Source organism: Klebsiella sp. K4 (genome assembly GCF_014596785.2).
Classification (GTDB): Bacteria; Pseudomonadota; Gammaproteobacteria; order Enterobacterales; family Enterobacteriaceae; genus Klebsiella; species Klebsiella pneumoniae.
Window position 1 is genome coordinate 997,507 of record NZ_CP115021.1, and the last position, 24,612, is coordinate 1,022,118.

General features: G+C 58.3%; 26 protein-coding genes and 1 pseudogene. 22 read left to right on the plus strand and 5 right to left on the minus strand.

Annotated elements, in window-relative coordinates; translation table 11 throughout:
• Positions 1-280 precede the first annotated feature (280 nt).
• A complete protein-coding gene (gene queE / locus IB144_RS04935) occupies positions 281-952 on the plus strand; it encodes a 7-carboxy-7-deazaguanine synthase QueE (RefSeq protein ID WP_002915210.1) in 672 nt (223 codons plus the stop codon).
• A gap of 40 nt (positions 953-992) precedes the next feature.
• On the opposite strand, the gene queD is transcribed toward queE, so the two are convergent.
• Positions 993-1,358: a 6-carboxytetrahydropterin synthase QueD gene (queD, locus tag IB144_RS04940; protein WP_004174641.1), complete on the minus strand. Its 366-nt coding sequence runs from the start codon at positions 1,356-1,358 to the stop codon at positions 993-995.
• A 316-nt stretch (positions 1,359-1,674) separates the two neighbouring features.
• Between queD and cysJ the strand changes: the two genes are divergently transcribed.
• From cysJ to cysH, 3 genes are all read left to right on the plus strand, one after another.
• Positions 1,675-3,474 (plus strand): NADPH-dependent assimilatory sulfite reductase flavoprotein subunit, encoded by a 1,800-nt coding sequence (gene cysJ / locus IB144_RS04945; RefSeq protein WP_149358883.1) that lies wholly within the window; start codon positions 1,675-1,677, stop codon positions 3,472-3,474.
• The gene (gene cysI, locus IB144_RS04950) at positions 3,474-5,186 is read left to right on the plus strand and encodes an assimilatory sulfite reductase (NADPH) hemoprotein subunit (RefSeq protein ID WP_023280477.1); all 1,713 of its coding nucleotides are present in this window, start codon (positions 3,474-3,476) and stop codon (positions 5,184-5,186) included. Before cysJ ends, cysI begins: the two co-directional genes overlap by 1 nt.
• Positions 5,187-5,284: 98 nt before the next feature.
• A complete protein-coding gene (gene cysH / locus IB144_RS04955; RefSeq protein WP_002915177.1) occupies positions 5,285-6,019 on the plus strand; it encodes a phosphoadenosine phosphosulfate reductase in 735 nt (244 codons plus the stop codon).
• A gap of 72 nt (positions 6,020-6,091) precedes the next feature.
• On the opposite strand, the gene IB144_RS04960 is transcribed toward cysH, so the two are convergent.
• Positions 6,092-7,138 carry an aminopeptidase gene (locus IB144_RS04960; protein ID WP_040215727.1) on the minus strand — a complete coding sequence of 349 codons (1,047 nt, stop codon included), beginning with the start codon at positions 7,136-7,138 and terminating at the stop codon, positions 6,092-6,094.
• Positions 7,139-7,384: 246 nt separating this feature from the next.
• Between IB144_RS04960 and cysG the strand changes: the two genes are divergently transcribed.
• The 13 genes from cysG to rpoS all read left to right on the plus strand — a co-directional run bounded on the left by cysG (position 7,385) and on the right by rpoS (position 18,615).
• Complete coding sequence (cysG, locus tag IB144_RS04965) at positions 7,385-8,791, plus strand: siroheme synthase CysG (protein ID WP_004217556.1); 1,407 nt, start codon at positions 7,385-7,387, stop codon at positions 8,789-8,791.
• Positions 8,792-8,800: 9 nt separating this feature from the next.
• Positions 8,801-9,709: a sulfate adenylyltransferase subunit CysD gene (cysD, locus tag IB144_RS04970; protein ID WP_002915160.1), complete on the plus strand. Its 909-nt coding sequence runs from the start codon at positions 8,801-8,803 to the stop codon at positions 9,707-9,709.
• A 9-nt stretch (positions 9,710-9,718) separates the two neighbouring features.
• Entirely contained in the window at positions 9,719-11,146 is a 1,428-nt protein-coding gene (gene cysN, locus IB144_RS04975; RefSeq protein ID WP_004181094.1) for a sulfate adenylyltransferase subunit CysN, read from the plus strand.
• Positions 11,146-11,751 (plus strand): adenylyl-sulfate kinase, encoded by a 606-nt coding sequence (gene cysC, locus IB144_RS04980; RefSeq protein WP_002915158.1) that lies wholly within the window; start codon positions 11,146-11,148, stop codon positions 11,749-11,751. Before cysN ends, cysC begins: the two co-directional genes overlap by 1 nt.
• A gap of 50 nt (positions 11,752-11,801) precedes the next feature.
• A complete protein-coding gene (locus tag IB144_RS04985; protein ID WP_002915157.1) occupies positions 11,802-12,128 on the plus strand; it encodes a DUF3561 family protein in 327 nt (108 codons plus the stop codon).
• A gap of 140 nt (positions 12,129-12,268) precedes the next feature.
• Positions 12,269-12,586, plus strand: a complete 318-nt coding sequence (gene ftsB, locus IB144_RS04990; RefSeq protein ID WP_002915156.1) for a cell division protein FtsB — start codon at positions 12,269-12,271, stop codon at positions 12,584-12,586.
• Between the two features lie 19 nt (positions 12,587-12,605).
• Entirely contained in the window at positions 12,606-13,316 is a 711-nt protein-coding gene (ispD, locus tag IB144_RS04995; protein WP_032425206.1) for a 2-C-methyl-D-erythritol 4-phosphate cytidylyltransferase, read from the plus strand.
• On the plus strand, positions 13,316-13,795 hold the full coding sequence (ispF, locus tag IB144_RS05000; RefSeq protein ID WP_023282944.1) for a 2-C-methyl-D-erythritol 2,4-cyclodiphosphate synthase: 480 nt from the start codon (positions 13,316-13,318) through the stop codon (positions 13,793-13,795). The genes ispD and ispF overlap by 1 nt, the downstream gene beginning before the upstream one ends.
• Entirely contained in the window at positions 13,792-14,841 is a 1,050-nt protein-coding gene (gene truD, locus IB144_RS05005) for a tRNA pseudouridine(13) synthase TruD (protein WP_004185423.1), read from the plus strand. The genes ispF and truD overlap by 4 nt, the downstream gene beginning before the upstream one ends.
• Complete coding sequence (surE, locus tag IB144_RS05010; protein ID WP_004174648.1) at positions 14,822-15,583, plus strand: 5'/3'-nucleotidase SurE; 762 nt, start codon at positions 14,822-14,824, stop codon at positions 15,581-15,583. Before truD ends, surE begins: the two co-directional genes overlap by 20 nt.
• The gene (locus IB144_RS05015) at positions 15,577-16,203 is read left to right on the plus strand and encodes a protein-L-isoaspartate(D-aspartate) O-methyltransferase (RefSeq protein ID WP_002915108.1); all 627 of its coding nucleotides are present in this window, start codon (positions 15,577-15,579) and stop codon (positions 16,201-16,203) included. The genes surE and IB144_RS05015 overlap by 7 nt, the downstream gene beginning before the upstream one ends.
• Before the next feature lie 125 nt (positions 16,204-16,328).
• On the plus strand, positions 16,329-17,465 hold the full coding sequence (nlpD, locus tag IB144_RS05020; RefSeq protein ID WP_004149542.1) for a murein hydrolase activator NlpD: 1,137 nt from the start codon (positions 16,329-16,331) through the stop codon (positions 17,463-17,465).
• Positions 17,466-17,622: 157 nt separating this feature from the next.
• Entirely contained in the window at positions 17,623-18,615 is a 993-nt protein-coding gene (rpoS, locus tag IB144_RS05025; protein ID WP_002915106.1) for an RNA polymerase sigma factor RpoS, read from the plus strand.
• Positions 18,616-18,667: 52 nt separating this feature from the next.
• On the opposite strand, the gene IB144_RS05030 is transcribed toward rpoS, so the two are convergent.
• Complete coding sequence (locus IB144_RS05030; RefSeq protein ID WP_009308502.1) at positions 18,668-19,045, minus strand: hypothetical protein; 378 nt, start codon at positions 19,043-19,045, stop codon at positions 18,668-18,670.
• On the minus strand, positions 19,042-20,244 hold the full coding sequence (locus IB144_RS05035; RefSeq protein ID WP_065888479.1) for an MFS transporter: 1,203 nt from the start codon (positions 20,242-20,244) through the stop codon (positions 19,042-19,044). Before IB144_RS05035 ends, IB144_RS05030 begins: the two co-directional genes overlap by 4 nt.
• Before the next feature lie 108 nt (positions 20,245-20,352).
• On the opposite strand from IB144_RS05035, the gene IB144_RS05040 reads away from it, so the two are divergent.
• Positions 20,353-21,240: a LysR family transcriptional regulator gene (locus IB144_RS05040; RefSeq protein WP_004151061.1), complete on the plus strand. Its 888-nt coding sequence runs from the start codon at positions 20,353-20,355 to the stop codon at positions 21,238-21,240.
• Between the two features lie 8 nt (positions 21,241-21,248).
• Here IB144_RS05040 and IB144_RS05045 read toward each other — a convergent pair whose 3' ends face one another.
• The gene (locus tag IB144_RS05045; protein WP_002915102.1) at positions 21,249-21,656 is read right to left on the minus strand and encodes a MarR family transcriptional regulator; all 408 of its coding nucleotides are present in this window, start codon (positions 21,654-21,656) and stop codon (positions 21,249-21,251) included.
• Between the two features lie 173 nt (positions 21,657-21,829).
• On the opposite strand from IB144_RS05045, the gene IB144_RS05050 reads away from it, so the two are divergent.
• The 4 genes and pseudogenes from IB144_RS05050 to IB144_RS05065 all read left to right on the plus strand — a co-directional run bounded on the left by IB144_RS05050 (position 21,830) and on the right by IB144_RS05065 (position 24,587).
• The gene (locus IB144_RS05050; protein WP_002915099.1) at positions 21,830-22,423 is read left to right on the plus strand and encodes a non-oxidative hydroxyarylic acid decarboxylases subunit B; all 594 of its coding nucleotides are present in this window, start codon (positions 21,830-21,832) and stop codon (positions 22,421-22,423) included.
• Positions 22,423-23,850 (plus strand): non-oxidative hydroxyarylic acid decarboxylases subunit C, encoded by a 1,428-nt coding sequence (locus IB144_RS05055; RefSeq protein WP_134894663.1) that lies wholly within the window; start codon positions 22,423-22,425, stop codon positions 23,848-23,850. The genes IB144_RS05050 and IB144_RS05055 overlap by 1 nt, the downstream gene beginning before the upstream one ends.
• A gap of 10 nt (positions 23,851-23,860) precedes the next feature.
• The gene (locus IB144_RS05060) at positions 23,861-24,097 is read left to right on the plus strand and encodes a non-oxidative hydroxyarylic acid decarboxylases subunit D (RefSeq protein WP_002915098.1); all 237 of its coding nucleotides are present in this window, start codon (positions 23,861-23,863) and stop codon (positions 24,095-24,097) included.
• 338 nt (positions 24,098-24,435) lie between these two features.
• Positions 24,436-24,587 (plus strand): annotated as a pseudogene (locus tag IB144_RS05065) (Hok/Gef family protein).
• The last annotated feature ends 25 nt before the right edge of the window (positions 24,588-24,612 follow it).

A 24,612-nucleotide genomic window follows, 5' to 3' on the forward strand; every position in this document is an offset into this window, starting at 1 on the left:
TAAGGTTTTTTATTTTGGTTCTTGGACCTTTTATTTTATCCTGAATGACAGGAATAACATTTTCTGTTACATATTTCCCCCCGCGCGTCAGAATGCTATTTATTTTAATTCTTATCATGCTAATAAACTAAGCCAAAAGAAAAGATTGCTTTTTTAATCAATAATATTATTCCCGACACGGATATTGACGGAGGGGTAAAAAAGCGATCGCAGCGCAGGACAAGACCTGGGCAGCGAAATCTGCGATAATGAACGTTTATCACCCTAAACAGAGATGACTATGCAGTACCCGATTAACGAGATGTTCCAGACCCTGCAAGGCGAGGGTTACTTCACCGGCGTGCCTGCCATCTTTATTCGTCTGCAGGGATGCCCGGTAGGATGCGCGTGGTGTGACACCAAGCATACCTGGGACAAGCTGGCCGATCGGGAAGTGTCGTTGTTCAGCATCCTGGCGAAAACCAAAGAGAGCGACAAGTGGGGCCCGGCAAGCAGCGAGGATCTGCTGGCGATTATTGGGCGGCAGGGGTGGACTGCCCGCCACGTGGTCATTACCGGCGGTGAGCCCTGCATTCATGATTTAACGCCGTTAACCTCGCTTCTGGAACAAAACGGCTTTAGCTGTCAGATTGAAACCAGCGGCACCCATGAAGTACGCTGCAGCCCCAATACCTGGGTGACGGTTTCCCCGAAGGTCAACATGCGCGGTGGCTATGACGTGCTGTCTCAGGCCCTGCAGCGGGCGGATGAGATCAAGCATCCGGTAGGGCGCGTCCGCGACATAGAAGCGCTGGACGAACTGCTGGAAACGCTGAGCGATGACAAACCGCGGATCATCGCCCTGCAGCCGATCAGTCAGAAAGAAGATGCGACGCGCCTGTGTATCGACACCTGCATCGCCCGCAACTGGCGCCTGTCCATGCAGACGCACAAGTATCTGAATATTGCCTGATAAAAAAGCCCGGCAGCGTACTGACCGGGCTTTTTATCGCTTACTCGCCGCGATAGACGCAGCCGGCGGTGCAGGTCTCTTTGACCATCACGGCGCTCAGCAGCGGCACCCGCGGTTTCATCTCATCCCAGATCCATTTGGCCAGCACTTCGCTGGTGGGGTTTTCCAGACCAGGAATATCGTTCAGATAATAGTGGTCGAGGCGATCGTATGTCGGCTTAAAGGCGGCCTTCAGCTCGGCAAAATCCATGATCCACCCGGTATGGGGATCGACTTCACCGGTGATCTCCAGACGCACCATAAAGGAGTGGCCATGCAGGCGACCGCATTTGTGTCCTTCCGGGACGTGCGGCAGGTGGTGGGCGGCTTCGAAGGTGAAATCTTTAAACAGCGTGGTGGACATCATTGACTCTCAACAGGACGAAAAAAACCGCCGTAGGGTACCGGAAAGTACATTTTTTCGCATTAACTAAAACGGCCGTGAACAGAAAATGGACATGTTTATCTGCTTTATTTGATTTAATCTCTTATATTTCAATTGCTTATTTAATCGATTTTGTTGTTAATAACTACAACTAAAACAGGTTAGTCCATTTGGTTATTTATTATTTCCATCCCTTCTTTAATTGTTACTATGCCCGCCGTTAACCTTCTATTCTCTTCTGTTTTTGTCGCGCTGACAGGGTGCGAATAACAGCTTTGCTTACTGGAACAAACGACGCATGACGACACAGGCCCCACCTTCCAACTTGCTGCCGCTCAACCCGGAGCAACTGGCGCGCCTTCAGGCGGCCACCACTGACTTCACGCCCACTCAGCTCGCCTGGGTATCTGGCTATTTCTGGGGCGTGCTGAATCAGCAGTCCGGCACGGCGGTAGCCGCCCCCGCCCCGGCCGCCGAGGTACCGACGATCACGCTGATTTCCGCCTCGCAAACCGGCAACGCCCGCCGCGTCGCCGAAGCGCTGCGTGACGATCTGCTGGCGGCGAAGCTGAACGTGAAGCTGGTGAATGCAGGCGATTATAAATTCAAACAAATTGCTGCGGAAAAACTGCTGGTGGTTGTAACGTCCACCCAGGGGGAAGGAGAGCCGCCGGAAGAAGCGGTCGCATTGCATAAGTTCCTGTTCTCTAAGAAAGCGCCGAAGCTGGACGGGACCGCGTTCGCCGTCTTTGGTCTCGGCGATACCTCTTATGAATTTTTCTGTCAGTCCGGCAAAGATTTCGACAACAAGCTGGCCGAGCTCGGCGCGGAACGTCTGCTCGATCGCGTTGATGCCGACGTTGAATATCAGGCCGCGGCCGCTGAATGGCGCGCGCGCGTGGTTGAGGCGCTGAAGGCCCGTGCGCCGGTCGCTGCGCCCGCTCAGCTGGCCACCAGCGGCGCGGTGAACGATATTCACACCAGCCCATATACCAAAGAAGCGCCCCTGACGGCGACCCTGTCGGTCAATCAGAAAATCACCGGCCGCAATTCAGAAAAAGATGTGCGCCATATCGAAATAGACCTCGGTGATTCCGGTCTGCGCTATCAGCCGGGCGACGCCCTGGGCGTCTGGTACCAGAACGATCCTCAGCTGGTGAAAGAGCTGGTGGAGCTGCTGTGGCTGAAAGGCGACGAGCCGGTGACCGTTGAGGGTAAAACTCTGCCGCTGTCGGAAGCCCTGCAGTGGCATTTTGAGCTGACGGTTAACACCGCGACTATCGTTGAAAACTACGCCACCCTGACGCGCAGCGAATCGCTGCTGCCGCTGGTGGGCGATAAAGCTCAGTTGCAGCAGTATGCCGCCGCGACGCCGATCGTCGATATGGTCCGTTTCTCTCCGGCGCAGCTGGACGCCGAGGCGTTAATCGGTCTGCTGCGTCCACTGACGCCGCGCCTGTATTCTATTGCTTCCTCACAGGCGGAAGTGGAGAGCGAGGTGCATGTCACCGTGGGCGTGGTGCGCTATGAAATTGAAGGCCGCGCCCGGGCTGGCGGCGCCTCCAGCTTCCTCGCCGACCGCGTGGAAGAGGATGGCGAAGTCCGTGTCTTTATCGAACACAACGACAACTTCCGTCTGCCAGCCAACCCGGAGACCCCGGTGATCATGATTGGCCCGGGCACCGGTATTGCGCCGTTCCGCGCCTTTATGCAGCAGCGCGCTGCGGACGGAGCGCAAGGCAAGAACTGGTTGTTCTTCGGCAACCCGCACTTCACCGAAGATTTCCTCTATCAGGTGGAGTGGCAGAGCTATGTGAAGGAAGGTCTGCTGACCCGTATCGATCTGGCCTGGTCCCGCGATCAACAACAAAAAATCTATGTGCAGGACAAACTGCGCGAGCAGGGGGCCGAGCTGTGGCGCTGGATCAATGACGGCGCCCACATTTATGTCTGCGGCGACGCCAATCGCATGGCGAAGGACGTGGAAAACACCTTACTGGAAGTGATTGCCGAATACGGCGCGATGGACGCCGAAGCGGCGGACGAATTTTTATGTGAGCTGCGCGTTGAGCGCCGTTATCAGCGAGATGTCTACTAATGAGCGAAAAACATCCGGGGCCTTTAGTGGTCGAAGGTAAACTGAGTGATGCCGAGCGCATGAAGCTTGAGAGCAACTACCTGCGCGGCACCATTGCGGAAGATTTAAACGACGGTCTGACCGGCGGTTTTAAAGGCGATAACTTCCTGCTGATCCGTTTCCACGGCATGTACCAGCAGGACGATCGCGATATCCGCGCGGAGCGCGCCGCCCAGAAGCTGGAGCCGCGTCATGCGATGCTGCTCCGCTGCCGTCTGCCGGGCGGGGTGATCACCACCACCCAGTGGAAGGCGATCGATAAGTTTGCCGCTGAGAACACCATTTACGGCAGTATTCGCCTGACCAACCGGCAGACCTTTCAGTTCCACGGCATTCTGAAAAAGAACGTCAAACCGGTGCATCAGATGCTGCACTCGGTGGGGCTGGACGCGCTGGCCACCGCCAACGATATGAACCGTAACGTGCTGTGCACCTCCAACCCCTACGAGTCGCAGCTGCACGCTGAGGCCTACGAGTGGGCGAAAAAGATCTCTGAGCATCTGCTGCCGCGTACCCGCGCTTATGCCGAGATCTGGCTGGATCAGAAAAAGGTCGCCACTACCGACGAAGAGCCGATCCTCGGCCAGACCTATCTGCCGCGTAAGTTTAAAACCACGGTGGTGATCCCGCCGCAGAACGATATCGATCTGCACGCCAACGACATGAACTTCGTGGCGATCGCCGAAAACGGCAAGCTGGTGGGCTTTAACCTGCTGGTGGGCGGCGGTCTCTCTATCGAACATGGTAACAAAAAAACCTACGCCCGCACGGCGAGCGAATTCGGTTATCTGCCGCTGGAGCATACGCTGGCGGTGGCGGAAGCGGTTGTGACCACCCAGCGCGACTGGGGCAACCGTACCGACCGTAAGAATGCGAAAACCAAGTACACCCTTGAGCGCGTCGGTGTCGAAACCTTCAAAGCGGAAGTGGAGCGCCGGGCAGGCATTAAGTTTGAGCCGATCCGCCCGTACGAATTTACCGGCCGCGGCGATCGCATCGGCTGGGTGAAGGGGATTGATGATAAGTGGCACCTGACGCTGTTTATTGAAAACGGCCGCATTCTCGATTATCCGGGTCGTCCGCTGAAGACTGGCCTGCTGGAGATTGCTAAGGTCCATCAAGGCGAATTCCGCATCACCGCTAACCAGAACCTGATTGTCGCCAGCGTACCGGAAGATCAGAAGGCGCGGATCGAGAAGCTCGCGCGGGATCATGGCCTGATGAATGCCGTCACCCCGCAGCGCGAAAACTCGATGGCCTGCGTCTCCTTCCCGACCTGCCCGCTGGCGATGGCGGAAGCCGAGCGTTTCCTGCCGTCGTTTATCGACAAGGTGGAAGGGCTGATGAGCAAGCACGGCGTGAGCGATGAGCATATCGTCACCCGCGTCACCGGCTGCCCGAACGGCTGCGGCCGCGCGATGCTGGCGGAAGTGGGACTGGTGGGCAAAGCGCCGGGCCGCTATAACCTGCACATCGGCGGTAACCGCAACGGCACCCGCATCCCGCGGATGTACCGTGAGAATATTACCGAGTCGGAAATTCTCGACTCGCTAGACGAACTGGTAGGGCGCTGGGCGAAAGAGCGCGAAGCGGGTGAAGGCTTCGGCGATTTTACGGTGCGTGCGGGCATCATTCGCCCGGTGCTCGACCCAGCCCGCGATTTCTGGGAATAACATCCTGGTGCCCGGTGGCGCGTAGCGATCCGGGCCAGCGAAACCCGTAGGCCGGACGAACGCAGTGTCGTCCGGCAAAACAGGCAAACGAGGTTCATATGTCCGTACTCGATCTAAACGCGCTTAATGCATTGCCGAAAGTGGAACGCATTCTGGCACTCGCGGAAACCAACGCCCAACTGGAAAAGCTTGACGCCGAAGGGCGTGTGGCGTGGGCGCTGGAAAATCTGCCGGGAAACTATGTGCTGTCGTCGAGCTTTGGCATTCAGGCGGCAGTCAGTTTGCATCTGGTGAATCAGATCCGCCCGGATATTCCGGTGATCCTCACCGATACCGGCTACCTGTTCCCGGAAACCTATCAATTTATTGACGAGCTGACGGACAAGCTCAAGCTGAACCTGAAGGTCTACCGCGCGGCTGAAAGCGCGGCCTGGCAGGAGGCGCGCTACGGCAAGCTGTGGGAGCAGGGCGTTGAGGGCATTGAGAAATACAATGAGATCAACAAGGTTGAGCCGATGAACCGGGCGCTGAAAGAGCTCAATGCGCAGACGTGGTTTGCCGGTCTGCGCCGCGAGCAGTCGGGCAGCCGGGCTACGCTTCCGGTGCTGGCGGTCCAGCGCGGGGTGTTCAAGGTGCTACCGATTATCGACTGGGATAACCGCACGGTGTATCAGTACCTGCAAAAGCACGGGCTGAAGTACCACCCGCTGTGGGATCAGGGCTATCTCTCGGTAGGCGATACCCACACCACCCGCAAGTGGGAGCCGGGCATGGCAGAAGAAGAGACCCGGTTCTTCGGGCTTAAACGCGAGTGCGGATTGCACGAGGGTTAAGCTGTTAGCTCTTCCTCTGAGTGATAATTCAAAAAGAACACGCGGGCGATACCGCGCGTTCTTTTGTGCGTATTAGCTTTTCTTCTCCACCTTCGCCAGCTCTTTCACCAGCGGCAGCATGACTTTCACTACCTCGCGCCCGCGGTGTTCGATGCGCCCCGGCAGCGCGTGGTCGATATACTGCTGATTATCCAGATGGACGTCATGCCAACTGGTTCCCTGCGGGAAACTGGCCGATTTGCTCCGCTGCTGATAGCCATCTTTTTTGCCGAGTGACCAGTTAGTCGCCTCGACCGACAGCACCGGGATCCCGGCGTTGTCGAAGACGCTGGCGTCATTGCAGCAGCTGGTGCCTTTCGGATAAGCCGGGTTGAGTCCCGGGTTGGTGTAGGCGGCGATGCCCTTGCTGCGAGCGATAGCCAGCGCGCGATCGCGGGTCAGCTTGCGCACCGAGGCCGGCGTGCTGCGGCCGCTGTTGAAGTAAAGCTTATCGCCCACCACCAGATTATCGAGATTGATCACCAGCAGGGTATTTTTCTTTTCCGCTTCGCTCATCCGCTGCAGCAGGTTTTGCGCGCCGAGACGGCCTTCCTCTTCACCGCTGGTGGCGATAAAGCGGATGCCATAGCGGGTAGGGACGTTCTTTAAATGCTCCGCCAGCTCCAGCAACACGCCAAGTCCCATCGCGTTGTCGTCGATGCCCTGCAGCGTCAGGCCGCCGAGGTTGTTCTCCACGTCTTTATCGCTCTGCGGCGCATAGGTGTCGAGGTGTGCCATGATAATAATCTGCTGGCGCACTTTACCTTCATGGGCGGCGATCACCGTACTGCCGGTGGCGTTATGCCAGTTCTTGCGCTGATTGCTGTCGGTATAGATATAGCGGGTATTGAAGCTTCGCACGTCGCTCTGATACCCCATCAGGGCGAACTGCTGGCGCAGATAGTCAGCTGAGAGCATTTCCGGCGGCGTTCCGGTCATTCGTCCCGGGAAGACGGTGGCGATATGGCGGGCCTGGCTACTGGCGGTGTCGCCCAGCGCGCTGAATGCGGGGGCGGCGGCAAAAACAAAACCGGTGCCGAGCGCCAGCGGAAGCAGACGGCGGCACAACGCGGAAAACATAAGGGGTCCTTACACGAACAAGACAATTTGACGCGTACAGTATGAAACTGTGACCGCGGTTAAACAATTTCAATTGCTCTTAAATAGCGGAAAAATAGCGCGTTAAGCACTTTTTGATATTTGTATTTCCGCCGCGTTATTCCTTTGTGTCACAACTCATTCCATTTCGTAATTTCATTTGCTCTAAGGCGCACCCTATAGTCGCAGTATCGCTGAATGTAAGAGAGTTGTTGCACCGTGGATTACTTGCCCCTTTTTGCCGAACTGAAACAAAGGCCCGTGCTGGTGATCGGCGGCGGCGAGATTGCTGAACGTAAGATCAAGTTCCTGCTGCGCGCCCAGGCGCAGGTGCAGGTGGTCGCTGAAACGCTGTCACCGGCGCTGGCCGATCTGGCTGCGCGCCAGGCACTCAGCTGGCGGGCGACGGAATTCAGCGACTCGCTGGTGGATGATGTCTTTCTGGTGATTGCGGCCACCGAGGATGAGGCGCTTAACCAGCGGGTATTTGCGGCAGCTAACGCGCGCTACCGGTTGGTCAACGTGGTGGATAACCAGGCGCTGTGCTCGTTTGTTTTCCCTTCTATCGTCGACCGTTCGCCGCTGCTGGTGGCGATCTCCTCCAGCGGTAAAGCGCCGGTGCTGTCGCGCATTCTGCGTGAAAAAATCGAAGCGCTGCTGCCGACGAATCTCGGTCGGCTGGCGGAATCAGCAAGCTACTGGCGCAACCATCTGAAAACCCGCCTGACGACTACCGAAGCGCGTCGCCGCTTCTGGGAGCGCGTCTTTACCGGCCGCTTCGCCAGCCTGATGGTGGCGGGCAACTCTGCGGAGGCGGAAAAGGCGCTGCAGGATGAGCTCGACAAACCTGAACGCGAGACGGGAGAAATTATTCTGGTCGGCGCCGGGCCGGGCGATGCCGGGCTGCTGACCCTTCGCGGTCTGCAGGCGATCCAGCAGGCGGACGTGGTTTTCCACGATCATCTGGTGACTCAGCCGGTTCTCGAGCTGGTGCGCCGCGATGCCGAGCTGATCTGCGTTGGCAAACGCGCCGGCGAGCATTCGGTGCCGCAGCATGAAACCAATCAGCTGCTGGTGGAGGCGGCGAAGGCGGGGAAAACCGTCGTGCGCCTGAAGGGCGGCGATCCGTTTATTTTTGGCCGCGGCGCAGAAGAGCTGCAGGCTGCCGCCGAGGCGGGGATCCCGTTCCAGGTGGTGCCGGGCGTCACCGCAGCCGCCGGAGCGACGGCCTACGCCGGTATTCCGCTGACCCATCGCGATTATGCGCAAAGCGCCGTCTTTGTCACCGGCCACTATAAGCCGGACAGCGCCCCCTTCGACTGGTCGCTGCTGGCGAAGAGCCAACAGACGCTGGCGATCTACATGGGCACCATGAAGGCAGCGGAAATCAGCGCCCAGCTGATCGCCCACGGTCGCGACAGCGACACGCCGGTGGCGGTGATTTCCCGTGGCACCCGTGACGATCAGCAGACGATAACCGGCACATTGCAACAACTCGAACACCTGGCGAAAGACGCCCCGATGCCCGCCCTGCTGGTGGTAGGCGAAGTGGTGCAGTTGCATCAGCAGCTCGCCTGGTTTCAACATACATCATCCGCCGAGGGGTTTAACGCTTCGGTGGTCAATCTGGCTTAAGGAACGGTTATGGACCAAAAACGACTCACTCACCTGCGGCAACTGGAGGCGGAAAGCATCCATATTATTCGTGAGGTGGCCGCCGAATTTTCTAACCCGGTAATGATGTACTCCATCGGGAAAGATTCCAGCGTAATGCTGCATCTGGCGCGCAAAGCGTTTTATCCGGGAACCCTGCCGTTCCCGCTGCTGCACGTCGATACCGGCTGGAAATTCCGTGAGATGTATGAGTTCCGCGACCGGACCGCTAAAGCCTACGGCTGTGAACTGCTGGTGCATAAAAACCCGGAAGGGGTGGCGATGGGCATCAACCCGTTTGTCCACGGCAGCGCCAAGCATACCGATATCATGAAAACCGAAGGGCTGAAGCAGGCGCTGAACAAATACGGCTTTGACGCCGCGTTCGGCGGCGCGCGTCGCGACGAAGAGAAATCCCGCGCGAAAGAGCGCATCTACTCCTTCCGCGACCGCTTCCACCGCTGGGACCCGAAAAATCAGCGTCCGGAGCTGTGGCACAACTACAACGGCCAGATTAACAAAGGCGAAAGCATCCGCGTCTTCCCGCTCTCCAACTGGACCGAGCTGGATATCTGGCAGTACATCTATCTGGAAAATATTGAAATCGTGCCGCTGTATCTGGCCGCTGAGCGTCCGGTGCTGGAGCGCGACGGTATGCTGATGATGATCGATGACGACCGTATCGATCTGCAGCCGGGCGAGGTGATTGAAAAACGGATGGTGCGTTTCCGTACCCTCGGCTGCTGGCCGCTGACCGGCGCGGTGGAGTCTGAAGCGCAGACGCTACCCGAAATTATTGAAGAGATGCTGGTATCGACCACCAGCGAACGTCAGGGGCGCGTCATTGACCGCGACCAGGCCGGCTCGATGGAGCTGAAGAAACGTCAGGGGTATTTCTAAGGAGCCGCCATGAACACGACCATTGCCCAACAAATTGCCAACGAAGGCGGCGTAGAAGCTTACCTGCACGCGCAACAGCACAAGAGCCTGCTGCGTTTTTTGACCTGCGGCAGCGTCGATGACGGCAAAAGCACCTTAATTGGCCGCCTGCTGCACGATACGCGCCAGATCTATGAAGACCAGCTCTCTTCGCTGCACAACGACAGCAAGCGTCACGGCACCCAGGGCGAAAAACTGGACCTGGCGCTGCTGGTGGACGGCCTGCAGGCTGAGCGCGAGCAGGGCATCACCATCGACGTGGCCTATCGCTACTTCTCGACCGAAAAGCGCAAATTTATCATCGCCGACACCCCGGGGCACGAGCAGTACACGCGCAATATGGCCACTGGGGCGTCCACCTGCGACCTGGCGATCCTGCTGATCGATGCGCGCAAGGGGGTGCTCGACCAGACCCGCCGCCACAGCTTCATCTCGACGCTGCTGGGCATTAAACACCTGGTAGTGGCGGTCAACAAAATGGATCTCGTCGAGTTTAGCGAAGCGCGCTTCAACGAGATCCGGGAAGATTATCTGACCTTTGCCGAGCAGCTGCCGGGCAACCTTGATATCCGCTTTGTGCCGTTGTCGGCGCTGGAAGGCGATAATGTCGCCAGCCAGAGCGCGAATATGCCGTGGTACAGTGGCCCGACGCTGCTGGAAGTCCTCGAAACCGTAGAGATCCAGCGGGTGGTCGAGAGCCAGCCGCTGCGCTTCCCGGTGCAGTATGTTAACCGTCCGAACCTCGATTTCCGCGGCTTCTCCGGCACGGTCGCCTCCGGTACCGTGCAGGTTGGCCAGCGTCTGAAGGTGCTGCCGTCGGGCGTCGAATCGAGCGTGGCGCGTATCGTCACCTTCGACGGCGACCTGCAGGAAGCCGCCGCCGGCGAAGCCATTACCCTTGTGCTGAAAGATGAAATCGACATCAGTCGCGGCGACCTGCTGGTTGACGCGCAAGCCTCGCTGCCGGCGGTACAAAGCGCCAGCATCGACGTGGTGTGGATGGCCGAACAGCCGCTGACCCCGGGCCAGAGCTACGACATCAAAATCGCCGGCAAGAAGACCCGCGCTCGCGTCGACGCTATCCGCTACCAGGTCGATATTAACAACCTGACCCAGCGTGAAGTCGAGTCTCTGCCGCTGAACGGCATCGGCCTGGTGGAGCTGACCTTTGACGAACCTTTAGTGCTGGATCCGTATCAGCAAAACCCGGTGACCGGCGGGCTTATCTTTATCGATCGCCTGACCAACGTCACCGTCGGCGCCGGGATGGTCAACGAGCCGCACCTGCAGGCATCGACTTCGGCATCACAGTACAGCGCCTTCGAGCTGGAGCTGAACCAGCTGATCCGTAAACATTTCCCGCACTGGGACGCCCGCGACCTGCTGGGAGGCAAATAATGGCCCAGCATGACGAAAACGTCGTCTGGCATGCCCACCCTGTGACCCAACAGCAGCGGGAACAGCATCACGGCCATCGCGGCGTGGTGCTGTGGTTTACCGGCCTTTCGGGGTCGGGTAAATCCACCGTCGCCGGGGCGCTGGAGGAGGCCCTGCATGAGCGCGGCGTCAGCACCTATCTGCTGGACGGCGATAACGTGCGCCATGGCCTGTGCAGCGACCTGGGATTCAGCGATGAGGATCGCAAAGAGAACATTCGCCGCGTCGGCGAAGTGGCCAGGCTGATGGTCGATGCCGGGCTGGTGGTATTGACGGCATTTATATCTCCGCACCGTGCGGAACGGCAGATGGTGCGCGAGCGCCTCGGGGAAGGACGCTTTATCGAAGTGTTCGTCGATACCCCGCTGGCCATCTGCGAGGCGCGGGATCCGAAAGGATTGTATAAGAAAGCGCGGGCAGGGGAATTACGCAATTTCACCGGCATAGACTCGGTCTATGAGGCACCGGAAAAGGCGGAAATTCATCTGGATGGTGAACAATTGGTAACAAATTTGGTGCACCAACTATTAGACCTGCTGCAACAGAGCGATATTATCAGATCCTGAAACGGCAGCGGCATCGAGGGGTGCCGGTTGCCCGGTCTACAGGATTCGATATGCGCAATACCCAGAACCTCAGTATTATTCGTTCAGAACCGCCTCCGGCGATCGGCGACGAGACCACCTGGTCTTTGTCGGGCGCTGCCGTGGGCTTTATTTCGTGGCTGCTGGCGCTGGGTATTCCCTTCCTTCTCTATGGCAGTAATACACTCTTCTTTCTCCTCTACACCTGGCCATTCTTCCTTGCGTTGATGCCGGTGGCGGTGGTGGTCGGTATTGCGCTGCACTCTCTGCTCAATGGCAAACTGCTCTATAGCGTCAGCGCGACCATCCTGACCGTTGGGCTGATGTTTGCGCTACTCTTCCTCTGGCTGTTGGGATAACCCGTTGCTGGTATGAATCAAGCATGGGTATCGACAGCAAAAATATGGTACAGTCCCCGCGTTACGCGGCATCGTCCGCGCGCCCCGGTAGCGTACCCGGGCGAGTTTTGGGATGATGATGCCGTTTTTCAGGGGGCAGGATGGGTAAACTAACGCTGCTATTATTAGCTTTGCTGGTCTGGCTACAGTATTCGCTGTGGTTCGGTAAAAACGGCCTGCACGACTACACGCGGGTTAACGACGACGTCACCGCCCAGCAGGCGACTAACGCCAAATTAAAAGCACGCAACGATCAGCTGTTTGCCGAAATTGACGACCTCAACGGCGGGCAGGAAGCGATTGAGGAGCGTGCGCGCAATGAACTCAGCATGACCCGCCCGGGCGAAACCTTCTATCGTCTGGTACCGGATGCGTCTAAACGCAATCAGGCATCGGGGCAACAGCAGAACAATCGATAACCAGGCCCAGGATTACAACATGGCAGCCACTTTTCCGGGCGTTTGCGCCGTGGTGCCGGCAGCCGGTTTCGGCCGCCGCATGCAAACGGAATGCCCGAAACAATATCTCTCAATCGGTAACAAAACGATTCTCGAACACGCGGTCGCCGCGCTGCTGGCGGATGCGCGCGTCCAGCGGGTGGTGATTGCCGTCAGCCCCGGCGATCGCCGCTTCAGCCAGCTGCCGCTGGCGCAGCATCCGCAGATTACCGTGGTGGATGGCGGCGCTGAGCGCGCCGATTCAGTACTCGCCGGCCTGCGGGCGTTGCCGGAGGCGCAGTGGGTGCTGGTGCATGACGCCGCGCGCCCCTGCCTGCATCAGGACGACCTCAGCCGCCTGCTGTCGCTGTGCGAAACCAGCCGCGTCGGCGGGATCCTTGCGGCGCCAGTGCGCGACACCATGAAGCGCGCCGAGCCGGGCAAAACCGCTATCGCCCATACCGTCGACCGCAATGACCTGTGGCATGCGCTCACCCCGCAACTTTTCCCTCGCGAGCTGCTGGTGGATTGCCTCACTCGCGCGCTAAACGAGGGTGCCACTATCACCGATGAAGCCTCGGCGCTGGAGTACTGCGGCTTCCATCCGCAGCTGGTCGCCGGACGCGCGGATAATATTAAAGTGACGCGCCCGGAAGACCTGGCGCTGGCTGAATTTTACCTCACCCGTTCCCGACACCAGGAGAAAGCTTAATGCGAATTGGACATGGTTTTGACGTACACGCTTTTGGCGGTGAAGGCCCAATCATCATTGGCGGGGTACGTATTCCTTATGAAAGAGGGCTGCTGGCCCACTCCGACGGCGACGTCGCGCTGCATGCGCTGACCGACGCGCTGCTTGGCGCCGCGGCGCTGGGCGATATCGGCAAGCTGTTCCCCGATACCGATCCGGCGTTTAAAGGCGCCGATAGCCGCGAACTGCTGCGCGAAGCATGGCGCCGCATTCAGGCCAGGGGCTATACGCTCGGCAACGTCGACGTCACGATTATTGCCCAGGCGCCGAAAATGCTGCCGCATATTCCGCAGATGCGCGTCTTTATCGCTGAGGATCTCGGCTGCCATATGGACGACGTCAACGTGAAAGCGACCACCACCGAGAAGCTCGGCTTCACCGGCCGCGGGGAAGGGATCGCCTGCGAAGCGGTTGCGCTGCTGCGTAAGGCCGACAAATGATCGCCTTTGACCAACTGACCTGGCTGCACGGCAAACCGCAGAGCAGTGGGCTGCTGAAAGCCAATCCGGAAGATTTTCTGGTGGTGGAAGATCTGGGATTTGCCCCGGACGGCGAAGGCGAACACGTGCTGGTGCGGATCCTGAAAAACGGCTGCAATACGCGCTTTGTCGCCGACGCGCTGGCGAAATTCCTTAAGATCCACGCCCGTGAAGTGAGCTTCGCCGGGCAAAAAGATAAGCACGCGGTCACCGAGCAGTGGCTGTGCGCCCGGGTGCCCGGCAAAGAGATGCCGGACCTGAGCAAATTTCAGCTCGAGGGCTGCCAGGTACTGGAATATGCTCGCCATAAGCGTAAGCTGCGTTTAGGCGCGCTGAAAGGCAACCAGTTTACCGTGATCCTGCGCGAGATTAGCGATCGCCAGGACGTGGAGACGCGTCTGCAGGCCATCGCTGAACGGGGAGTGCCGAACTATTTCGGCGCGCAGCGCTTCGGCATTGGCGGCAGTAACCTGCAGGGCGCCCTGCGCTGGGCGGAGAGCGGCGCGCCAGTGCGCGATCGCAATAAGCGCAGTTTTTGGTTGTCGGCAGCCCGCAGCGCGTTGTTTAATCAGCAAGTGAGTATTAGATTAAAAAAAACGGAATTTAATCAGGTCGTTGATGGCGATGCGCTACAATTAGCGGGGCGCGGGAGCTGGTTTGTCGTCACACCGGAAGAACTCGAGGTTTCGCAGGCGCGGGTGCATAACCGCGAACTGATGATTACGGCCACGCTGCCGGGCAGCGGCGACTGGGGAAGCCAGCGCGACGCCCTGGCTTTCGAGCAGGCCGCGATCGCCGAGGAAACCGCGTTGCAGGCGCTGCTGGTACGGGAGAAAGTCGAGGCGGCGCGCCGGGCGATGCTTCTCTATCCACAGCAGCTCAGCTGGAACTGGTGGGATGACGTAACCGTTGAACTGCGTTTCTGGCTGCCGGCGGGCAGCTTCGCCACCAGCGTGGTCAGGGAGCTTATCAATACAACGGGTGACTATGCGAATATTGCTGAGTAACGATGACGGGATCCATGCGCCGGGGATACAGACCCTGGCGAAGGCCTTAAGGGAGTTTGCCGAGGTCCAGGTGGTTGCACCCGATCGTAACCGCAGCGGGGCCTCAAATTCGCTGACGCTGGAATCGTCCCTGCGTACGTTTACCTTTGAAAATGGCGACATCGCCGTCCAGATGGGCACCCCGACCGACTGTGTCTATCTCGGCGTGAACGCGCTGATGCGCCCGCGTCCGGACATCGTGGTTTCCGGTATTAATGCCGGCCCCAACCTGGGCGACGACGTCATCTATTCCGGCACTGTGGCCGCGGCGATGGAAGGCCGTCATCTGGGGTTCCCCGCGCTGGCCGTGTCGCTGAACGGCTATCAGCATTACGATACCGCCGCGGCGGTAACCTGCACCATTTTGCGCGCCCTAAGCCGCGAGCCGCTGCGTACCGGGCGGATCCTTAACATCAACGTGCCGGATCTCCCGCTTGATCAAATCAAGGGCATTCGCGTGACCCGCTGCGGCAACCGCCATCCGGCCGACCAGGTGATCCCGCAACAAGATCCTCGCGGCAACACCCTGTACTGGATTGGCCCGCCGGGCGATAAGCGCGATGCCGGGCCGGGCACCGATTTTGCGGCAGTGGATGAAGGCTATGTTTCCGTGACGCCATTGCACGTCGATTTAACCGCCCATCAGGCGCATGAGGTGGTCACCGATTGGCTGGAACGTGTCGGGGTTGACAGGCAATGGTAAGTAAACGTGTTGAAAGTTTGTTGAATCAACTGCGCACGCAGGGCATCGTCGATGAACGTGTCCTCGAGGCGATCGCGCTGGTCCCGCGCGAAAAGTTTGTTGATGAAGCCTTTGAACATAAAGCGTGGGAAAACACCGCGCTGCCGATTGGCCAGGGGCAGACCATCTCCCAGCCGTATATGGTGGCGCGGATGACCGAGCTGCTGACGCTGACGCCGGAGTCGCGGGTGCTGGAGATCGGCACCGGTTCCGGCTACCAGACGGCCATCCTGGCGCATCTGGTGCATCACGTATGCTCGGTAGAGCGAATTAAGAGTTTACAGTGGCAGGCGCGTCGTCGCCTGAAACAACTTGATTTACATAATGTTTCAACCCGTCATGGCGATGGGTGGCAAGGTTGGCAGGCGCGGGCGCCGTTTGATGCCATTATTGTGACGGCGGCGCCGCCGGAAATACCGACCGCGCTGCTGGCGCAGCTGGATGATGACGGCGTGCTGGTGCTGCCGGTCGGCGAAGAGCATCAGTTTCTCAAACGGATCCGTCGTCGGGGCAACGAATTTATCATTGATACCGTCGAGGCCGTTCGCTTTGTTCCCCTGGTGAAGGGGGAGCTGGCCTGAGACCCGGATTATTCCAGGTTTTTTTTGCCTGACTTTAGGCGTAGGGTGGACACATTTTTCAGTGTCCTGGCCGGGCGCCGCCCGGTAAGCAAGATATTGGCAGTTAACATATTCCTGGGGGATAAATGAGCGCGGGAAGCACCAAATTTACCGTCAGCCGTATTGCGGCTCTTTCACTGGTTTCACTCTGGCTGGCCGGGTGTACCAACACCAATAATCCGCCTGCGCCGGTTAGCTCTGCCGGCGGCGCCGCCTCTTCCAGCACCAACTCCGGCATGCTGATTACGCCGCCACCCTCCGGCGTCAAGTCCGCTCCTCAGGCGCAGCCGATTCAGCCGATGCAGACCCAGACCATTCAGCCGCAGCCGGCGCCGGTGGCGCAGGAGCCGGTACAGACGGTAAATGGCCGGATCGTTTACAACCGCAAATATGGCGATATTCCGAAAGGTAGCTATACCGGCGGCAGTACCTATACGGTAAAACGCGGCGACACGCTATTCTATATCGCCTGGGTCACCGGCAACGATTTCCGCGACCTGGCGCAACGCAACAACATCCCGGCCCCGTACGCGCTGAACGTGGGGCAGGTACTGCAGGTCGGTAACGCCTCAGGCCAGCCGATCACCGGCGAAAACGCCGTTTCTCAGGCCAGCGCAAGAGCGAGCGGCGGTGCGACGACCAGCACAACTTCTGCACAAAAATCGACCGCGGTGGTTGCTTCACAACCGACTATTACGTATTCTGAATCTTCAGGTGAACAGAGTGCTACCAAGATGTTGCCTAATAATAAACCAGCGACCACAACCACAACGGTTGTCGCGCCGGTGACGGCACCAACAACGGTGAGCACAACCCAGCCGACTGCAAGCAGTACGTCAACCAGTTCGCCGATCTCAGCATGGCGCTGGCCGACTGATGGCAAGGTTATCGAGAACTTTAGCGGCGCGGAAGGCGGCAATAAAGGTATCGATATTGCAGGCAGTAAGGGACAGGCTATTGTCGCGACCGCCGATGGGCGCGTCGTCTATGCCGGTAACGCACTGCGCGGCTACGGTAATCTTATTATCATCAAACACAACGATGATTACCTGAGTGCCTACGCTCATAACGATACCATGCTGGTTCGGGAGCAACAGGAAGTCAAAGCGGGGCAGAAAATCGCTACTATGGGTAGCACCGGAACCAGCTCAACAAGATTACATTTTGAAATTCGTTACAAGGGGAAATCCGTCAACCCGCTGCAGTACTTACCGCAGCGATAATTTGGCAAAGTACGGATAAGCGAAGCATCAGCTAACAGGCGCCAGGGCGGTGTCTACGTTCCTCTCGCAGAGAGGGCAGGGGAAATCGTCCAGGCGTCGTTTGTTGATGTGCCGTGGAAGGTGCTTTGCTCAGGGATCACGGGTAGGAGCCACCTTTATGAGTCAGAATACGCTGAAAGTTCATGATTTAAATGAAGACGCGGAATTTGATGAGAACGGAATTGAGGTTTTCGACGAGAAAGCCTTAGTAGAAGAGGAACCCAGTGATAGCGATCTGGCTGAGGAAGAGCTGCTGTCGCAAGGCGCAACCCAGCGCGTACTTGACGCCACTCAGCTTTATCTTGGAGAGATTGGTTATTCCCCACTGCTGACCGCGGAAGAGGAAGTCTATTTCGCGCGTCGCGCACTGCGTGGTGATGTCGCTTCACGCCGTCGCATGATTGAAAGTAACTTGCGTCTGGTGGTGAAGATTGCCCGTCGTTACAGCAATCGTGGTCTGGCGCTGCTGGATCTGATTGAAGAAGGTAACCTCGGCCTGATCCGCGCCGTTGAGAAGTTTGACCCGGAACGTGGGTTCCGTTTTTCGACCTACGCGACCTGGTGGATCCGCCAGACTATTGAACGGGCGATCATGAACCAAACCCGTACGATCCGTTTGCCGATCCATATTGTTAAAGAGCTGAACGTCTATCTGCGTACCGCGCGCGAGTTGTCCCATAAGCTGGACCACGAGCCTAGCGCGGAAGAGATCGCCGAACAGCTGGACAAACCGGTCGATGACGTCAGCCGTATGCTGCGTCTGAACGAGCGCATCACCTCCGTGGATACTCCGCTGGGTGGCGATTCAGAAAAAGCGCTGCTGGATATTCTGGCCGATGAGAAAGAGAACGGCCCGGAAGACACCACGCAGGACGATGATATGAAGCAAAGTATCGTCAAATGGCTGTTCGAACTGAACGCCAAGCAGCGTGAAGTTCTGGCACGTCGCTTTGGTCTGCTGGGTTATGAAGCTGCCACGCTGGAGGATGTGGGCCGTGAAATTGGCCTGACCCGCGAACGCGTGCGGCAGATCCAGGTGGAAGGTCTGCGTCGCCTGCGGGAAATTCTGCAGGGACAGGGGCTGAATATCGAAGCGCTCTTCCGCGAATAAGACGTTTTCTGTCAAAAAGGCCCCCTCGAAAGTCGGGGCCTTTTTCTTTGGGCTAGCCGAGGCGGGTTTCCTGCAGATGGCGCCAGACAATTTTCCCTTCCGCTTGCTGAAAAATCGCCGTCGACCAGCGAACGTTCTGACTGCTATCCGCCAGCGTTTGGCTTTCACGATATAGCACTGCGGCGCCGTCGTGCCACTCGCTGATGATTTCCATCTGATCCACTACGATATCTAACCCCGGACGGCTGCCGCCGGCGTGGTGGAAAAAACGGCTCACCGTTAGGTAGTCCATCTTCTCACCGCTCAAGGGGATCATGGTAAAATCGGCGGCAAAACGCTTCATCAGCGCCTCAGCGCTTCCTTCGCCATGGCTTAACCAGCGTTCGATAAGGACATGGGCATCAAGGACTTCCTGCAGATAAGGATTCATGACTTCTCCAGAGTGGTGTGCAGGCGATGGATAATCGCCCGATTATTCAGCCGCAGGCAAAACAGCAGCGGCAACAGGGTAATGACGGCGGCGCTAATAAATACCCCCTGCCAGGCGTAGGCCGGCGGGAATACCCTCAGCAGCAGGGCGAGCAGGGCGCTGCCGGCAAAGAAGCTGAGCTGGCGGTTAAGATTCCATAGCGCGCTGGCGTCAGGCATCTCTTCGGCAGACGTATGCAGGAAAGCGCTGCTTTGCGCGGTGCTGCTGCATAAGCTGCCTCCGCCGCCCATCAGCGTAAAGGCCAGAATCAACAGCGCCAGCGGGCTGTCCGCATCGATCTTCAGCAGCAGCATGATGCCCATCGCCTGAAGCAGGCAGCCGATGACGACCAGCGGCCGGGGCCCGAAGCGGTTGAAATATCTGCCGGTAAAGGTGATGGCGGCAAACGAGGCCAGCGACCAGGGCACCATCAGGGCACCGATTGCCCCCGGCGCCATCCCGGTGACGCGTTGCAGGTAGTACATCCCCACCACGTTGACGCCAATAAACATCCCCGGCACGCAGAGGTAGATCAGCATCGCGAAGCGCAGCAGGGGATCGGCCAGCAGCGACAGTGGAAGAAAGCGAGTCGGGCGAACCGGACCGGGGGTGTCGTTCAGCCATCGCACCGCCAGCACAAAGGTTAGCAGAGCGACAGGCAGGCTGGCGAAAAAGACCCAGCGCCAGCTGAACGCCTCGACTAACAGGCCGCCGATCGCCGGCGAGCAGGCGGGGGCCAGCAGGCCGACCAGCATCACCGCCGCCGACAGCTTCGCCCGCTCATGCGGCTGAAACAGCGGCCACGTCAGCGCCTGGCCGAGGGGGATTAACAGCCCGCCGCCTATCCCCTGCAGCGTCCGCCATAAAATCAGTTCGCTCAGGCTGTTGGCAAGCCCTGCCGCCAGCGCGCCGAGGCTGAACAGCCCCAGCGAGAGTAAAAACAGCCGTTTCGCCCCCCAGCGCTCGCTGAGCCAGGCGCTGAACGGCACAACGACCGTCAGACCGAGAATATAGGCATTACTGACCCACGCCAGCTGCGAGACGGAAACCGCCAGCGCGCGGCTGATTGCCGGAAAGGCGATGCTGGCGATAAACATATTGATCAAATCGAGAAAAAAACCGAACAGAAAAACGGTGGCAACGCGGTGGCGGTAGGTCATGGTTCACTCCCTCAGACAGGCGGCTACTGTAAACCTGCCGCAGCGAGGGATAAACGGGACTAATCGGGATATACTGTCTGAATATTTTTGACAATCATCCGGACGACGATGCTTAATCTTCAGCGCGTGACCATGTTTATCGCCGTGGTAGATGCCGGCAGTTTCACCCTGGCCGCAGCGGCGCTGGGGCAGACCAAGGCGGTGGTCAGCTTTAACGTACGGCAGCTGGAAAATGAGCTGGGGGTGACGCTGCTGCTGCGTTCGACGCGGCGTTTGCGGCTCACTGACGCCGGGGTGCTGTTCTATCAGCGCGGGGTGGCGCTCCTGAACGCGGCGGAAAATCTCCAGGATGAGGTGCGGGCCAGCCATAGCGGCTTAAGCGGGGAGCTACGGATCACCACCACGCCGGAGTATGGCGCGCAGGTTATCATTCCAGCGCTGGCCGCGTTCGCCCGTCGTCATCCGGCGCTGCGGGTGCGCCACGTCTCCTCCTCCCATCATGCCGACCTTATTTCAGAACGATTTGATGTGGCGATACGCCTCGGTACGCTGGCCGATTCCCGCTATCGGGCGACGCGGATAGCCAGTTTCGCGATCCTGCCCGTCGCCTCTCCGGCCTGGCTGGCAAGCCATCCGGTGCAGACGCTGTCCGATCTGGCGCAAGCTGAGTGGATTATTCACGAGCGCCTGCCGACGCCGCTGCGCTGGCAGCTGCGCACGGATCACCAGACAGAGGTGGATTTCTCGATAGCCAGCGCGCCGCGGTTTTCTGCTGATAGCGCTACGGCGCTGATGAGCTTTGCTCTGGCGGGATGCGGCGTCGCCTTGCTGCCCGCATGGCTGGTAGCCAAAAAGGTGGCGCAGCGGGAGCTGGTGCCGCTCCTGCCGGAATACCATTTCCCACAGCAGGGCGTGTATGCCCTTTATCCCGACTCGCAGCATTTGCCGACCCGGGTGCGGGCATTTATTGACTTCCTGCGCGAGAAGGTCGGTTAAGCGCCCGTTCAGGGCGCCATCATTTTGTGCACCAGCCGGGAGAACTGCTCGCGCTCGTCATCGCTCAGGCGGCCGAGAAACTCGTCATCGACCTCATTGCCCTGCGGAATGGAACGGTTAAGCAACGCCTCGCCTTCGTCGGTCAGATAGACAAAACGGCGGCGTTTATCGGCCGGATCGTGCTCCCGGCGCACCAGGCCGCGCGCTTCCATTCGGCTGAGCATCTCCGCCAGCGTAGCCTTGGTGCTGACCGCCGCTTCAATCAGCGCCACCTGTTCGATCCCGGGGTGCTCCGCTACCGAGCGCATCACCGCATACTGAGGTTTAGTCAGGTCCGGCAACGCCTGCTGCCAGCGGGCGGTATGCTGTTGAAAAAGCTGGCGCAGCAGGTGGAATGCTTCGTTTCGTAACTCCATGAATACTCCGTAACAAAACTGTCACCTCTATGATAGCCGTTCGTACGCCTTTTTATACCCTTTCTGCGTTTTGATTAAAAATGCGCACGTATACGAACGATCTTGCCAATAAGGGCTGGAGGGGGTAGTTTAAATATAAAGTTCGTACACGAACAAAAGTAATGAGGTCTGGAATGAAACTGATTATTGGGATGACGGGGGCCACCGGGGCACCGCTTGGGGTCGCATTGCTGCAGGCGCTGCGCGATATGCCGGAGGTGGAAACCCATCTGGTGATGTCGAAATGGGCCAAAACCACCATCGAGCTGGAAACGCCCTGGACGGCGCGCGAAGTGGCCGCGCTGGCGGACTTTTCCCACAGCCCGGCAGACCAGGCCGCCACCATCTCATCCGGTTCATTTCGTACCGACGGCATGATCGTTATTCCCTGCAGTATGAAAACGCTTGCAGGCATTCGCGCGGGTTATGCCGAAGGGCTGGTGGGCCGCGCGGCGGACGTGGTGCTCAAAGAGGGGCGCAAGCTGGTGTTGGTCCCGCGGGAAATGCCGCTCAGCACGATCCATCTGGAGAACATGCTGGCGCTGTCCCGCATGGGCGTGGCGATGGTCCCGCCGATGCCAGCTTACTACAACCACCCGGAGACGGTTGACGATATCACCAATCATATCGTCACCCGGGTGCTGGATCAGTTTGGCCTCGACTATCACAAAGCGCGCCGCTGGAACGGCTTGCGCACGGCAGAACAATTTGCACAGGAGATCGAATAATGGCTTTTGATGATTTGCGCAGCTTTTTGCAGGCGCTGGATGACCAGGGACAACTGCTGAAAATCAGTGAAGAGGTGAACGCTGAGCCCGATCTGGCGGCGGCCGCCAATGCGACCGGACGCATCGGCGACGGTGCCCCGGCGCTGTGGTTCGATAATATTCGCGGCTTTAACGACGCTCGCGTGACGATGAACACCATCGGCTCGTGGCAGAACCATGCCATCTCGCTGGGCCTGCCGCCTAACACGCCGGTGAATAAGCAGATTGATGAGTTCATTCGCCGCTGGGATAACTTCCCGGTGACGCCAGAGCGCCGCGCCAACCCGGCGTGGGCAGAAAATACTGTTGATGGCGATGATATCAACCTGTTCGATATTCTGCCGCTGTTCCGCCTCAATGATGGTGACGGTGGTTTCTACCTCGATAAAGCCTGTGTCGTTTCACGCGATCCGCTGGATAAAGATAACTTCGGTAAGCAAAACGTCGGTATCTACCGCATGGAAGTGAAAGGCAAGCGCAAGCTCGGCCTGCAGCCGGTACCGATGCACGATATCGCGCTGCATCTGCACAAAGCGGAAGAGCGTGGGGAAGATCTGCCGATCGCCATTACCCTCGGTAACGACCCGATTATTACCCTGATGGGCGCCACGCCGCTGAAATACGATCAGTCTGAATATGAGATGGCTGGCGCGCTGCGCGAGAGCCCGTATCCCATCGCTACCGCGCCGCTGACCGGCTTTGACGTGCCCTGGGGTTCGGAAGTGATCCTCGAAGGGGTCATTGAAGGGCGTAAGCGTGAGATCGAGGGGCCGTTCGGTGAATTTACCGGTCACTACTCCGGCGGTCGTAACATGACGGTAGTGCGTATCGACAAAGTCTCTTATCGCAGCAAACCGATTTTTGAATCGCTCTACCTCGGTATGCCGTGGACCGAGATTGACTATCTGATGGGCCCGGCGACCTGCGTACCGCTGTATCAGCAGCTGAAGGCCGAATTTCCGGAAGTGCAGGCGGTCAACGCCATGTACACCCATGGTCTGCTGGCGATCATCTCCACCAAAAAACGCTACGGCGGTTTTGCCCGCGCGGTGGGCCTGCGGGCGATGACCACTCCCCACGGCCTCGGCTATGTGAAGATGGTGATCATGGTTGATGAAGACGTCGACCCGTTCAACCTGCCGCAGGTGATGTGGGCGCTCTCCTCGAAGGTTAACCCGGCGGGAGACCTGGTGCAGTTGCCGAACATGTCGGTCCTTGAACTTGACCCAGGCTCCAGCCCGGCAGGCATTACCGACAAACTGATTATCGACGCCACCACCCCGGTTGCGCCGGACCTTCGCGGCCACTACAGCCAGCCGGTGCAGGATCTGCCGGAAACCAAAGCCTGGGCTGAAAAACTGACCGCTATGCTGGCCAACCGTAAATAAGGAGAAGAAGATGATTTGTCCACGTTGCGCCGATGAAAAGATTGAAGTCATGGCGACCTCGCCGGTGAAAGGGGTCTGGACCGTGTATCAGTGCCAGCACTGTCTTTACACCTGGCGAGATACCGAGCCGCTGCGCCGCACCAGCCGCGAACACTATCCGGAAGCGTTCCGCATGACGCAGAAAGATATCGATGAGGCGCCGCAGGTGCCGCACGTACCGCCGCTATTGCCGGAAGATAAGCGTTAATGAAAGGGGCCCGCTAAGTCGGGCCTTTTTTATATTTAGTACAATTATGGAAATTATTTTTTCATTAAATTAAAAAATTACGTGAAGGGTTAATATACCGGGATGACTTTGCGAGCCTGCATCCAGATTATTATAAAATCCTTCTGATTAATTCCTTGCAGATAAATTTCACGCCCTGACGAGTGTAGAATTGCGGCGGGTGCTTGAGGCTGTCTGGCCTTGAGCATTACCAGGACCCCAGACAGACGAAAGCCCCAGGAGATATTTCTATCAACTGAGGCTAGCGAATGAACATAGACAATTCAGATGTTAGTCTCTTCTTTGCAGGGAGGCAAGATATGCTGACAAAATATGCCCTTGTGGCAATCATCGTACTCTGTATTACGGTACTGGGATTTACGCTGTTGGTGCACAGCTCACTATGCGAGCTGAGTATTAAAGAGCGTAATATTGAGTTAAAGCTGTTCTCGCTTACGAATCGAAGAAGTAGCATCCGCGCGGGGGCAACCCCGCGT